The organism is Bartonella sp. OC16QHHD, assembly GCF_042194035.1.
Classification (GTDB): Bacteria; Pseudomonadota; Alphaproteobacteria; order Rhizobiales; family Rhizobiaceae; genus Bartonella.
The window spans coordinates 37,377-50,709 of the sequence record NZ_JBHIMJ010000070.1 but is presented as its reverse complement, the minus strand read 5'-3'; the positions used below and the strand labels follow the sequence as shown (position 1 = coordinate 50,709).

Annotated in this window: 10 protein-coding genes; 4 read left to right on the top strand and 6 right to left on the bottom strand. The window is 36.4% G+C overall.

Features of this window, described 5'->3' with window-relative positions:
* The first annotated feature begins 673 nt into the window (after positions 1-673).
* Positions 674-1,039 carry a response regulator gene (locus tag ACFIK1_RS07145; RefSeq protein WP_345096953.1) on the top strand — a complete coding sequence of 122 codons (366 nt, stop codon included), beginning with the start codon at positions 674-676 and terminating at the stop codon, positions 1,037-1,039.
* Positions 1,040-1,349: 310 nt separating this feature from the next.
* Here the strand turns inward: ACFIK1_RS07145 and rpsI are convergent, their stop codons facing one another.
* Together rpsI and rplM are read right to left on the bottom strand one after the other, a co-directional pair.
* Positions 1,350-1,835, bottom strand: a complete 486-nt coding sequence (rpsI, locus tag ACFIK1_RS07140) for a 30S ribosomal protein S9 (RefSeq protein ID WP_015856545.1) — start codon at positions 1,833-1,835, stop codon at positions 1,350-1,352.
* A gap of 2 nt (positions 1,836-1,837) precedes the next feature.
* Positions 1,838-2,302: a 50S ribosomal protein L13 gene (gene rplM / locus ACFIK1_RS07135; RefSeq protein ID WP_015856544.1), complete on the bottom strand. Its 465-nt coding sequence runs from the start codon at positions 2,300-2,302 to the stop codon at positions 1,838-1,840.
* 295 nt (positions 2,303-2,597) lie between these two features.
* Between rplM and recJ the strand changes: the two genes are divergently transcribed.
* A complete protein-coding gene (gene recJ, locus ACFIK1_RS07130; protein WP_375611494.1) occupies positions 2,598-4,382 on the top strand; it encodes a single-stranded-DNA-specific exonuclease RecJ in 1,785 nt (594 codons plus the stop codon).
* Between the two features lie 17 nt (positions 4,383-4,399).
* Here the strand turns inward: recJ and parE are convergent, their stop codons facing one another.
* From parE to ACFIK1_RS07110, 4 genes are all read right to left on the bottom strand, one after another.
* Entirely contained in the window at positions 4,400-6,466 is a 2,067-nt protein-coding gene (parE, locus tag ACFIK1_RS07125; protein ID WP_375662449.1) for a DNA topoisomerase IV subunit B, read from the bottom strand.
* 81 nt (positions 6,467-6,547) lie between these two features.
* Positions 6,548-7,285 (bottom strand): lipoyl(octanoyl) transferase LipB, encoded by a 738-nt coding sequence (lipB, locus tag ACFIK1_RS07120; protein WP_375662448.1) that lies wholly within the window; start codon positions 7,283-7,285, stop codon positions 6,548-6,550.
* 146 nt (positions 7,286-7,431) lie between these two features.
* Positions 7,432-8,283, bottom strand: coding sequence for a TPM domain-containing protein (locus ACFIK1_RS07115; protein ID WP_375633781.1), 852 nt, complete (start codon positions 8,281-8,283; stop codon positions 7,432-7,434).
* Positions 8,283-8,909: a LemA family protein gene (locus ACFIK1_RS07110; RefSeq protein ID WP_375633780.1), complete on the bottom strand. Its 627-nt coding sequence runs from the start codon at positions 8,907-8,909 to the stop codon at positions 8,283-8,285. The genes ACFIK1_RS07115 and ACFIK1_RS07110 overlap by 1 nt, the downstream gene beginning before the upstream one ends.
* Positions 8,910-9,326: 417 nt before the next feature.
* Here ACFIK1_RS07110 and ACFIK1_RS07105 point away from each other — a divergent pair, with 417 nt between their 5' ends.
* Together ACFIK1_RS07105 and hutH are read left to right on the top strand one after the other, a co-directional pair.
* Positions 9,327-10,103, top strand: a complete 777-nt coding sequence (locus ACFIK1_RS07105; RefSeq protein WP_375636973.1) for a class I SAM-dependent methyltransferase — start codon at positions 9,327-9,329, stop codon at positions 10,101-10,103.
* Positions 10,104-11,421: 1,318 nt separating this feature from the next.
* Positions 11,422-12,960 carry a histidine ammonia-lyase gene (gene hutH / locus ACFIK1_RS07100; RefSeq protein ID WP_375633778.1) on the top strand — a complete coding sequence of 513 codons (1,539 nt, stop codon included), beginning with the start codon at positions 11,422-11,424 and terminating at the stop codon, positions 12,958-12,960.
* The last annotated feature ends 373 nt before the right edge of the window (positions 12,961-13,333 follow it).

Below are 13,333 nucleotides of genomic sequence, written 5' to 3'. Positions count from 1 at the left end.
CTGGTTTTGCTAAAAAACCACCCCGAAAAGAACTCTTGATTCGTAATAATTAGAGAGACGTGTTGCAAAATCCTATTCCCTAACTTTTATTTACGCGTCCCTCACTGTAAAAAAGCTGTATAAATACAGCAAGTTATTTTTATATAAAACTTATATATTATTCTGTTATTGAATGTTTTATATTAAATAAACCGTGATATTTAATCACGGTTTATTTATTTTTTTACTCTTAATGACATTGATAAGTTTATCCTTTTATATCATTAAGATATTGTTTTGTGGATGCCAGTATATGGTGCATTAAATTCAGCTAATCAGTTGCTTTTTAAATTTACTTAAATTTTTTCCTCTTCAAAATGCGCATTTGAGCTAAGTTTGTGGTTGATATTTTTTTATGATGAAAACGCGAATGCATTAATTGAGACATCCATAAACTTTGTATATCAACTCAAAAAATACAAGGTCACACAATCTTACGACTATTTGTGGGTTTTATGTTGATGAACTGAATAAGTATAGCGATGCGTCTTACAAATATTTGCAAAAATGCTTTTATTGGAATCTTTTAATCTCTTTGTGGTTTACAATTCATTTTATCATTTTATCTTAAGCAAAGAGAATGTGGATTCATTTCTATTTCTCTATTTTATCTGAGAAGGGTGGAGTTATACGAATGTCAAAAAAAGTCATGATCGTGGAAGATAATGAGCTTAATATGAAGTTATTTCGCGATCTTGTAGAAGCGAGTGGTTATGAAACCGTTGAAACGCGTAATGGTCTTATGGCATTAGATTTGGCGCGTTCATCAATGCCATCTCTTATTCTTGTGGATATCCAGTTGCCAGAGGTCTCTGGAATAGATGTTATTAAACAATTAAAAGAAGATGAAAAACTTCGATCAATCCCCGTTGTTGCTGTAACAGCTTTTGCTATGAAAGGCGATGAGGAGCGAATTCGTGCCAGTGGATGTGAAGAATATATGTCAAAGCCTATTTCTGTCCCTCATTTTATCACAATGGTAAAGCATTTCTTGGACTAAAGCTTGTTAAGTGATGATAGAAAAAACATTGAAAAGCTTATAAGATTGCTAAAGTCGTCGCGTAAATGTTTTTGTGCTTCAGCACGTGGATATATTCAAGTTAGTAAAACAGATTTTAAAAATTGAAACTGAAGTTTTGAATTTTTTCGGTCTATTTTTCTTGCCTTTTATCTTAAGAGAAGAGGTTGTTCTGCATTCTTGTTTTTTCTAATCGGTATAGATTTGTTCCTACATTCATCTAAAAGTCTGTTTTAGCAGTTTAAAAAAGCCCCGTTTTTGTCCGAGGCTTTATGCATTGCAAAAATTGAAATTAACGCTTTGAGAATTGGAAAGAACGACGTGCTTTTGCTTTACCGTATTTTTTACGTTCAACAACACGACTATCACGGGTAAGAAACCCACCTTTTTTCAAGATTGAGCGAAGTTCTGGTTCGTAATAGGTTAAAGCTTTGGAAATGCCATGGCGCACTGCACCGGCTTGTCCGGAAAGACCACCGCCTGCAACGGTTGCAATAATATCAAACTGGGTATCCCTATTTGTTGCAACAATTGGTTGACGAAGAATCATTCTAAGAACAGGACGAGCAAAATATTTGTCAAATTCCTTATTGTTGATCGTGATTTTTCCAGAACCTGGTTTAATCCATACACGTGCAACAGCGTCTTTACGCTTTCCTGTTGCGTAAGCACGTCCTTGTGAATCAAGCTTTTGCACGTGAACAGGAACAACATTTTCATGTGTTTCTGTAATACTTGTTACTATGCTAAGCTCAGAAAGAGAATTAATTTCAGCCATAATCAAGCAATCCTTTTGTTTTTGCGGTTTAAAGCACCAACGTCAAGAGATTCAGGCTGTTGTGCTTCATGTGGATGTTGGCTTCCAGCGTAAACACGTAGATTCTTCAATTGACGGCGACCAAGAGGTCCACGAGGAATCATACGCTCTACCGCTTTTTCAATAACGCGTTCGGGAAAACGCCCCTCAAGAAGTTGACGTGCTGTACGTTGTTTGATTCCACCAATATAGCCGGTATGCCAATAATATTTTTTATCCGTATATTTTTTGCCAGTGAGAGCTATTTTATCTGCATTAATGACAATAACGTTGTCACCATCATCAACATGTGGAGTAAATGTAGCTTTATGTTTGCCACGTAAGCGGTTAGCAACAAATGTGGCAAGACGACCTAAAACAAGGTTTTCTGCGTCAATAATAACCCATTTTTTCACCACTTCAGTTGGCTTTTGTGAAAAAGTTGCCATAGAAGTATCCTTTATTAGAACCCTTTTAATATAAGGGAATTTTTACTGTTTTGCGTTGAAAATTGTTACCATAGCGAAATATTTAACGCATACTACTTGCTCTGATATAATGTCTTTTGATTGACGTCAAGAGAAAATAAAAACTTTATAAAACAACATGTTATGAGAAAGGTATTATAATACTACATTAAAGAAGTTTGTGGACCATTTAAATTTAAAATGAATGTTGCAAAAGACTATTTTATCTTTAACGCATGATTGTATTTTATCGTTCTTCATTATAAAATAAGTAATAATGCAGTGGTCTCGTTATTTTCTCAATGTTGAATCTTCTGCTTGTGGTCAAGCTTGGTTAGATGCCCTTGATGTTCAAGGGATAAATAATGCGCGCGCTATTTCTCAAAAATTTGGTTTTCCAGATCAGTTAGCTCGAGTACTTTCAGCAAGAGATGTGGATGAAGCTGAGGCTGTTGCTTTTATTAATCCAACATTACGTACGCTTATGCCTGATCCAGAAAGTTTTAGAGATATGCAATGCGCTGCAGAGCGTATTGTTAAGGCTCTTCTCAATCAAGAACAGGTTGCTGTTTTTGGTGATTATGATGTTGATGGTGCTTGTTCTTCAGCACTCATAGCGCGTTTTTTTCGTTATTTTGGTATTGAAGTCAAAATTTATATTCCTGATCGTATTGTTGAAGGCTATGGTCCGAATGAACAAGCAATGAGGATGCTTGTGCAAGAAGGTGCTCGGTTAATTATCACTGTTGATTGTGGCGCAAATAGTCCAGATGCGGTAAAAGCAGCGAGGCTTGCTGGTGCTGATGTTGTGATTTTAGATCATCATCAAATGTCAGAGATTCATCAAGAAGCTGTTGCTCTTGTCAATCCTAATCGTCCTGATGATTTTTCTAAACAGGGGCATTTATGTGCAGCTGGCGTTGTTTTTGTTACGTTAGCTTGGGTTCATCATTTGCTGCGGAAAAAACAATTCCAAGGACCGCTGCCTGATCTTTTAAGTATGCTTGATCTTGTTGCATTGGCAACCATATGTGATGTCGTTCCATTACAGGGGGTTAACCGTGCTTTTGTGTTAAAAGGGCTTCAAGTTGCTCGTTCTATGCATAATCTAGGAATAACAGCTTTAACAAAGGTTGCACGAATAGGGGAGCCGCTTAATAGTTTTCATTTAGGTTTTTTATTAGGTCCTAGAATTAATGCAGGAGGGCGCATTGGTGATCAAGCTTTGGGAGCACGTTTGCTTAGCTGTGAGAATAAAGATGAAGCGGACAGAATAGCAGAACAATTAGATCGGCTTAATCAAGAACGCCAAGAAATGGAGAACATTCAATTAGCACAAGCGGAATCTTACATTTCTTCTCTTTATCAAGATCAAGAAATACCATTGTCACTTGTGATTTCTCATAAAGAATGGCATCCGGGAATTATTGGTATTCTTGCTTCCCGTCTCAAAGAGCGTTTTTTTTGCCCTGTTTTTGCTATTGCTTTGAAAGAAGATGGAAATGGCGTAGGGTCGGGACGCTCAATTAATGGTATAGATTTAGGAGCACTCGTTCGTGAAGCTGTTACATTAAATTTATTAGAAAAAGGAGGGGGACATAGTATGGCAGCAGGAATTACAATTCAATCAACAAAAATTGAAATTTTTCGAAAATGGCTAGAAGAAAAAGTTTCTTTAATGGTTTCACAGTTGCGTGCAAAAAAATCTCTTAGTATAGATGGTTCTCTTTCTGCTTCTGGTGTTAATGAAGCGCTGTTTGAATTGCTTGAAAAAGCAGGGCCATTTGGGGCAGGGAATGCAACACCTGTTTTTGTTCTTCCCTCTCATCGACTGGTGAATCTATCTGAAGTTGGTAAAGGACATCTTCGCCTCATTGTATCTAATGTTGAAGGAAAAAAACTACAAGGAATAGCTTTTCGTGCTGTAGGGACATCGCTTGGTGATTTTCTTTTTGAAAATATTGGTGAAATGATTCATTTAGCTGGTCATCTTAGTTTGAATTATTGGAATGGAACGATCAATCCGCAACTGCGCGTGATTGACGCAGCTGCAGTGGTTTGACAGGGATATTTTTTACATTAGATGTCTAGATTAGAAGCAAAAGTAGAGTTTTCTTGTATGAAACGAAATCGTGCTTCTGGTTTTGTTCCCATGAGACTTTCTACAGTCTTTTTCGTTTCTTGCATTTCCACGGCATCAATAGAAACACGAAGCAATGTACGTTTTTGAGGATGCATAGTCGTTTCTTTAAGTTGTTCTGCGCGCATTTCACCCAGCCCTTTAAAACGCCCGATTTCGATTTTAGCTTTTCCAGTAAATTCAGTTTTGAGCAATTCATCCTTATGAATGTCGTCACGAGCATAAGCAACTTTTCCTCCTTGCGATATTCTATAAAGGGGAGGGACGGCAAGATATAAATGTCCCTGATGAATAAGGTCAGGCATTTCTTGAAAGAAGAAGGTAATGAGCAGTGACGCAATATGAGCACCATCAACATCAGCATCTGTCATGATGATAATACGTTCATATCTGAGATCTTTTTCACGATACTTGGAGCGTGTTCCACATCCAAGAGCAAGGATAAGATCGCTAATTGTTTGGCTTGAGTTCATTTTTTCATGTGCAGCATTGGCGACATTTAAGATTTTACCACGAAGAGGTAAAATTGCTTGGTTTGCTCTATTTCTTGCTTGTTTAGCAGATCCTCCTGCAGAATCTCCTTCAACAATGAATAGTTCAGCACCCAAAGCATGGTTCTGGCTACAATCTGCAAGTTTACCGGGCAGACGTAATTTACGGACAGCAGTTTTTCGACTTATTTCTCTATCTTGGCGTCGTTTAACACGTTCTTCAGCACGTTCAATAACCCAATCGAGAAGTTTTGTTGCTTCTTGTGGGGAATTTGCTAACCAATGATCAAAAGGATCGCGGATTGCATTCTCAACGATACGCTGTGCTTCAATGGTTGCTAATCGATCTTTTGTTTGTCCAACAAATTCAGGGTTACTGATAAAGACTGAAAGTATTGCGGCTGTTGAAATCATAATATCGTCAGACGTAATAATCGTTGCGCGCTTGTTTCCTATTAACTCAGCGTAGGATTTCAATCCACGCAAAAGAGCTTGACGTAATCCTATTTCATGTGTTCCGCCTTCTCCTGTAGGAATCGTATTGCAGTAAGATTGCACACAAGAATCACCACCATGCCAAGCGATAGCCCACTCAACGGAGCCATGGCCATTATTGTGTTGTGTTTTGCCAGAAAAAATTTCTGACGTTACTCGATATTCATCTTTTAGTGACGAAAGTAAATAGTCTTTAAGCCCATCGGGAAAATGAAAAACAGCTTTTTCAGGAATATTTTTTGCGCCTTCAAGTATGACGGGATCACAAGACCAGCGAATTTTTACGCCACCAAAAAGATAGGCTTTGGAGCATGTCATCTTATAGATTTTTTCTGGATCAAAAGCTGCTTTTTCACCAAAAATTTCATGATCAGGATGAAAACGAACGCGCGTACCACGACGATTATAAACATCTCCCAGATCTTCCAATCCAGATTGAGGAATACCACGTGAGAAACGTTGGCGGTAAAGTTTTCGTTCTCGTGCAACTTCAACTTCCATATCATCAGAAAGAGCATTGACGACAGAAATTCCTACTCCATGAAGTCCACCTGCAGTTTGATAAGCCTTTCCATCAAATTTTCCCCCTGAGTGGAGTTGTGTCATAATAACTTCAAGAGTCGATTTCTCAGGCATTTGAGGATGATTTTCAACAGGAATACCGCGTCCATTATCTGTAACGGTTATATAACCGTTCCTATCTAATGAGACCTCAATAGAATCTGCATAACCCGCAACAGCTTCATCCATCGCGTTATCAATAATTTCGGCAAATAAATGATGAAGCGCTTTACTGTCTGTTCCACCAATATACATTCCAGGGCGTAAACGTACAGGCTCTAAACCCTCAAGAACTCGAATAGAGAGGGCATTATAGTCATCTTCTTGCGTATCTTTTGCACTTTTTCTTGAAATCATCGCGTTTGATTTCATTGGAGACTGCAGAGTGTTTTCTTTTGTATTTACCCGAGATTGGGCTTTATTTAAAACACTAAAAAGATCCTTTTTGTTATCGCTCATAGCGTTTAACTATCCACCTCATAAAATCAAATATTTATTAAAATAATTTTATGCCTGTTTTTTATTTAAAAATCAATGCACTTAGGAAACATCGATTGTTGGGCCAAAAATTTGTTCAAAAGCGTGTTTGAGAGCAATATCAACATCATGCATTGCTACATGGCAACCGAGATTAAGAAAGCTTGTTACACCGTGGTTTGTAATTCCACAAGGAACAATTCCTGAATAATGGGCTAAGTTAGGATTAACATTGATAGAAACTCCATGAAAACTTATCCATTTGCGCACTCGAATGCCAATAGCTGCAATTTTATCTTCGGAAGAAAGATCATTTTGTTTTGATGGGCAATGAGACTGTTTAACCCAGACACCAACGCGATCTTCTCTGCGTTCGCCTTTAATATTAAAGTTGGCAAGCATCTGTATGATCCATTCTTCTAATGCACTAATGAAAGCACGAATGTCTTGTTTTCGGCGTTTAAGATCAAGCATGATATAAGCAATACGCTGTCCTGGACCGTGATATGTAAATTCACCTCCACGTCCTGCTTCATAAACAGGGAATAAATTAGGCGCTAAAAGATCTTTTTTATTTGCACTCGTTCCCGCTGTATAAAGGGAAGGGTGTTCAAGAAGCCAAACTTGTTCATGCGCGGTTTTTGCAAGAATTTTTTCTACACGTTCTTGCATATAACGCAGAGCTTCAGGATACTCAACTAGATGATCACTTATCTTCCATTCAACGGGTGGATTTCCTAGAATTGCATTAAAATGATGTGATAAGTGATTACGATCCGTATGTTTCAATTCAAATGTCATTGGTAATATTTATCTTGATGTTTGAGTTTATTTTGTAATCAATAAAAGTGATTACAGAGTAAGGTATAGAATTGTTGAATAAAAGAGAATACGTTCATAAATTTTATCTTAAGAAGATTTGCTACGCTTAAAAATCCACGTTCCTTTTACCATCTTCCTGTTGCACCACCACCACCTGATGATCCACCACCACCCCTAAATCCCCCTCCACCTCGAGGACCACCGAACCTTCCACCAGGATATCTGCCACCGGCACTTAAGTTAAGAAACCAAGGTGTGAAGATGATCCCCAGCCAGAGATACTTTTGTGGACCCACTTTTTTACCAAAAATCATTGCAAGAATGGGCAAACCAACGACTATAAAGAGAATGAGAAACATGATTGTATTTATAATTATTTCTTCTTTTTCAGCTTGTTTACGTTGTTCTTCAACGATTTTAGCTTTTTCTTTGATGCGAAAAGTAAAATCAGAATCACTTTCTGTAATAACTTTGATAATTGCATCAACTGCTTCAGCAATTCCTTTTTGATAATTTCCTTCACGAAAATTAGGAATCATGAAGCTATTAATAATGACAGAGGAAAGAGCATCTGTTAGCTCTCCTTCCAAACCATATCCTACTTCGATACGTGCTGTGCGTTCATTCGGTGCAATGACCAGTAATACACCATTATTGATCTTCTTTTGGCCTAATCCCCATGTACGAAAAAGAGAATTGCTGTATGTTTCTATATCATTGCCAGAAAGAGTAGGGAGTGTCACAAGAACAATTTGATCTCCCGTTTTCTCTTCGAGTGCTGCCAGTTTTTTTGTCAAGTCTTCCTTGGTTGCATTATCGAGCAAATGAGCCACATCATTAACATAACCTGTTAAATGAGGAAATTTTATTTGCGAACAAGCGATACTTCCCAATGCAGCAACTAAATACAGAGAGCAGATAAAAGCCCATAATTTTGGAAATACAATACGTTGCAAAGAGTATCGAAATGATTTCATTAATTAAAATTAACCTTTGGTGTTTGTTGGCTATCAGTATCGATGGTAAAAGTTGGCATAGGTTTAGCATCACGAAACCATAATTTTGCCCAAATCATCGTCGGCATTGTTTTGAGTGCAGTATTGTAGGCACGTACTGTTTCAATATAATCGCGGCGCGCAACGGAAATACGGTTTTCTGTTCCTTCTAATTGTGATTGAAGAGCAAGAAAGTTTTGGTTTGCTTTAAGATCCGGATAGTTTTCAACAACAGCCATAAGCCGCGAAAGTGCACTTGATAAATTTGCTTGATTTTTGAGATATTGCTGCATAACTTCTGGATTATTCAACATATCTGCATTAATGTTGACTTGCGTTGCTTTGGCGCGTGCTTCAATTACATTTGTGAAAACGCTTTGTTCATGAGCTGCGTAAGCTTTAACTGTTTCTACAAGATTGGGAATGAGATCTGTACGACGTTGATATTGATTGAGCACTTCACTCCATGCTGCATGTGCTTTTTCTTCATTTGTTGGTATCGTATTAAATCCGCACCCACTTAAAAATGGCACTAACCATGCCAAAAAAATCACGATTGGAAATTTTTTTAATATTTTAAACATTGAAGAAGTTTGTACATTTAACATAAAGATGTCTCCACAGATATTTTATGTATTATATAGGGTTTATTTTCTTGGTGGAAAGTATTTTGAACTTTATAAACAGGCGTATTTATCAATAAATTGATATCTCTATGCGTTTTAGGTACGCTTAAGTGACTTGTTGATATTAAAATAATAATAGTAATATAGATGTCATCTTATAAAAGATCAATAATATTTATATCAATTATTATTACAGAAAATTATATTATTTTCGTAGGAGTTTGGATTTCGCAACGTGCAGATAACAATTGGAAAAGAGAAAAATGTAAGTATCAATCTTATGGAAAGATAGAAGGTCAGGGCAGTTCTTATTTTCCTCCTTTAGAAGTTTTAATACATTGGATAAAAAAGGCTTTTTTATTATGTATGGTAGTAATTGAGAAGGAGGGTGAAAGTCCTATGATAGAAAGTGTTCAGCGGCAAAGTGAAAAGTTTGATGGATTGGCTAATGATTATGATCGTTATCGTCCTCGCTATCCCCTTACTTTATTTAAAACCATGCTTCATCCTTTTAAGAACAAAAAGCATTTGTCCATTGTGGATGTGGGTGCTGGGACAGGCATCGCATTAGAGGGAATTGTTAAATTTTTAGGAAATGAGCACCAATATCATGCTATCGATGTATCGGCAGATATGATTAAGCAGGGGCGAAAAAAATTTCCTACGGTGCAGTGGTATCAGGGCCGTGCCGAAGACCTATTGCCTCAAATTGGCGAGGTTGATCTTGTCATTGCAGCGCAAGCGTTTCAGTGGATGGATCGTTCTAAGTTGCTTTGTTCTGTTTCAGATCAACTTCGGGTCAATGGTGTCATGGCGGTTATTCAAAATAATCGCGATTTCCAGCATAGCGAATTTCTAGAGGCTTATGAGACATTGTTAGAGAAAATGAGTCCGAACTATTCTCGGTATTATCGTAATTTTGATTTTTTACAGGAAATGAGTGATGGCTTTGGGGTAGATCCAGAAAAGATTTTTTTTCATACGCACAATTGGACGATGATGATCCCATCTGAAGCTTTTATTGGAATGAGCCGCTCTTCAACGCAAGCGCAACGCGCTATTGCTTTCTATGGGGAAGAATATTTGCGGCAATTGGTCGCATTGATAAAGAAATATGAAGTGCAAGGCAATTTGGAGCTTTTGTATCGAAGTGAGCTCTATATGTATGCAGGATAATCCGATATCGATGATTGCTTTTGCTCTTTTAGCACATCAGAGTGGGCGGTATTCAGGAAATTAACGCATTATTAAGGCAGACTTTGAGGGGGAAAGTTTTTTTCTTCAGCATTCACATTGACATCTTATTACCGCTGATTTTCATTATTCATTTAATATGAGAGAGTTTAAATAGAAAATTTATGCACTGCATTATAGCATCGAAGCGCTTTCTTTACTGCAGTTTAACAACAGATTATTTTATAAAATGGAAAGAGGTAGATTGAATAGAAATGTTTGATAATTCTTTGTTTTTATGATTGCTTTTTATCATTAAATGAGAGTGTTTTTAATAAATTTTGACAAAAATAACTGAAAAAGTACAAAAAATTATCATAATCAGAAATTTGTAGTAAAAAAGGTAATGGCTTGGAAGAACCTTTAAAAAACAACTCATTTTGAAATTATCTCTAAATTCAGATTGAATATAACAAAAAGTAAAATATAAATATGCTATATGAAGCATTTCTCTTTTTAGAAGATATAATATAAAAACAATATATTAATTAATTTTTTTTGATATAAGAAAACTTCTTTTATTTTCTATTTTAAATAACGGGTTAGTCCGAGTCTTATGTGGTTTTATTGAAGATGTGTTTTTCAAGGTTTAATCTGGCGCTTTAAATACAATTTTAGAAGTGGCAAATAAGCTCAATTTTTTCTCTGTTGTGATGTGTTGAATAAGTTTTTTAATTTTCTATAGAGTTTAATTTTTGCAATCATGATAGATTGTGGCAGCTATCTATTTAAGGTTTTTATAAGTTTAGTAGGAATAGCTTGATGATAAATCCATTGAGCTCTCCATCTTTACGCTTCATAAAAGAATAAGCCTGCACCATCACACACTTTGTCATTTTCCAATGTTGCGACAGCCCTTGACATGGTTTATAAGAGGAGTTTTTAGTCCTTTTTTGTACAGTTTTATCCATACGACAATCTCGCTTATGACGTGCAAGCGAATGGTTTTGATTGATTCAACATACACAGATTTGGAATGAAAGAATCTTAAGATATTCCGCTCTCTCATTTAATATTAATAATGCTAGATCATGATTATAAATTAATGTGTTGTCTATTTTTGAAATCCATGACCTTGGTTGAGCTTGTCAATATTTCATTTTCATTTATCGTAAACTATTCTACTTTTGAATAATGACTCCACTGTAAGGAATGTCTTTAAGAAAGCATTCTCGTTTTAAAGAGTCGTTATAGTTTTTTTGTTTTATAGAAGGATCAATAATGCTAAACATTATACTTTGATAAAAAAAGAAAGTAAATTATGACTATTATACTGAAACCGAGCGAAGTGACGCTTAGTGAACTTGCAGCTATTTATTTTAATGGTGAAGTGAGTAAACTTCATAATGACACGCATTTAGCTATCAAGAAAGGGGCTCAGCGCATTGCTGAAATTGCTGCTGGAAGTGAGCCTGTGTACGGTATTAATACTGGTTTTGGGAAGTTGGCTTCCATTAAAATTGATGCGGACGATGTCGCTGTTTTACAGAGAAACCTTATTTTGTCCCATTGTTGTGGGGTAGGAGAGCCTTTAGCTGAAAATATTGTGCGTTTGATAATGAGCTTAAAGCTTATCTCTTTAGGAAGAGGGGCTTCAGGAGTTCGTCTAGAATTAGTAAATTTGCTGGAAAATATGCTTGCAAAGGGCGTCATTCCTGTCATCCCTGAAAAAGGGTCTGTTGGTGCTTCAGGTGATCTAGCTCCACTTGCTCACATGGCGGCTGTTATGATGGGAGAAGGGGAAGCATTTTTTCAAAATATTCGTATGAGTGGGGCGGTTGCATTAGAGAAAGCGGGATTGTCCCCTATTATTTTAGAGGCAAAGGAAGGTCTAGCTCTTATTAATGGGACTCAAACATCAACAGCCCTTGCACTTGCTGGTCTTTTTCGAGGTTATCGGGCATTGTGTGGTGGATTGTTGGCAGGGGCTTTGACGACAGATGCTATCATGGGATCAACGGCGCCATTTCATCCTGATATCCATATTTTACGAGGACATTATGGGCAGATTGCTGTATCGAAAACATTAGAAAAGCTTGTAGAGGATTCAGAAATTCGTGCAGCACATTTACGGGGGGATGAGCGTGTACAAGATCCTTATTGTATACGTTGCCAGCCACAGGTCATGGGGGCATGTTTTGATATTTTGCTGGCAGCAGCAAAAACACTGATTATTGAAGCAAATGCTGTTACAGATAATCCATTGATTTTAAGGAATGGTGAAGTTGTATCAGGTGGGAATTTTCATGCTGAACCTGTAGCGTTTGCTGCTGATCAGATTGCTCTTGCTTTATGTGAAATAGGATCTATTTCTCAACGGCGTATTGCTCTTATGGTTGATCCAGCAGTTTCTTATGGACTTCCAGCTTTTTTAGCACATAATGCGGGTCTTAATTCAGGTTTTATGATTGCTGAAGTAACAGCGGCAGCTTTAATGTCTGAAAATAAGCAAATGGCCCATCCTGCTTCCGTTGATTCAACCCCAACTTCTGCCAATCAAGAAGATCATGTTTCAATGGCTTGCCATGGAGCGCGTCGGTTATTGGTAATGAGCGAAAATCTTTTTACACTTATTGGCATTGAAACGCTTGTTGCAGCACAAGGAATTGAATATCGTGCACCTTTAAAAACAAGTACTTTTTTGCAATCTGTTATGGAATGTCTACGAAAAAATGTTGCTTCTCTTAAGGAAGATCGCTATCTGGCTCCAGATCTTCATCAAGCACATATACTTGTGCGTGAAGGGCACTTATTATCTGTTTTACCAGAAACAATTTTTCCTTCATTAAGTTTTCAATAGTATTTGTTTTAAGGTCAATGCTGAAGGGCGGATATTGAATTTTAAAACTTCCTCATATGAAAATATAGAGGAGCGATACTATATTTGAATTATTTAATAAATTATATATTTTTTACTGTATATATCTGATTTTTGTAGTTAACTAGATATTTTGTTATTTTATAGAAACTATAAACTTAAAGCACCTATATTTTCTGATTTATATCAGAAATTTTAATATAAGTTAAATAATATCCACGAATTATATATTATTGATATTATATTTCTATAAATATAAATTATAATATATGTATTGTATCGAGTAAAAATAAAAGTTTTATTTTATATTCTTCTTATTTGTTAATACTTTATGAATTTTATAGTTCATTTTTGA

What these genes read in the sequence shown, in the direction of transcription:
- ACFIK1_RS07145 (WP_345096953.1), top strand. Translation starts at nt 674, where the DNA reads ATGTCAAAAAAAGTCATGATCGTGGAAGATAATGAGCTTAATATGAAG.
- rpsI (WP_015856545.1), bottom strand. Translation starts at nt 1,835, where the DNA reads ATGGCTGAAATTAATTCTCTTTCTGAGCTTAGCATAGTAACAAGTATT.
- rplM (WP_015856544.1), bottom strand. Translation starts at nt 2,302, where the DNA reads ATGGCAACTTTTTCACAAAAGCCAACTGAAGTGGTGAAAAAATGGGTT.
- recJ (WP_375611494.1), top strand. Translation starts at nt 2,598, where the DNA reads ATGCAGTGGTCTCGTTATTTTCTCAATGTTGAATCTTCTGCTTGTGGT.
- parE (WP_375662449.1), bottom strand. Translation starts at nt 6,466, where the DNA reads ATGAGCGATAACAAAAAGGATCTTTTTAGTGTTTTAAATAAAGCCCAA.
- lipB (WP_375662448.1), bottom strand. Translation starts at nt 7,285, where the DNA reads ATGACATTTGAATTGAAACATACGGATCGTAATCACTTATCACATCAT.
- ACFIK1_RS07115 (WP_375633781.1), bottom strand. Translation starts at nt 8,283, where the DNA reads ATGAAATCATTTCGATACTCTTTGCAACGTATTGTATTTCCAAAATTA.
- ACFIK1_RS07110 (WP_375633780.1), bottom strand. Translation starts at nt 8,909, where the DNA reads ATGTTAAATGTACAAACTTCTTCAATGTTTAAAATATTAAAAAAATTT.
- ACFIK1_RS07105 (WP_375636973.1), top strand. Translation starts at nt 9,327, where the DNA reads ATGATAGAAAGTGTTCAGCGGCAAAGTGAAAAGTTTGATGGATTGGCT.
- hutH (WP_375633778.1), top strand. Translation starts at nt 11,422, where the DNA reads ATGACTATTATACTGAAACCGAGCGAAGTGACGCTTAGTGAACTTGCA.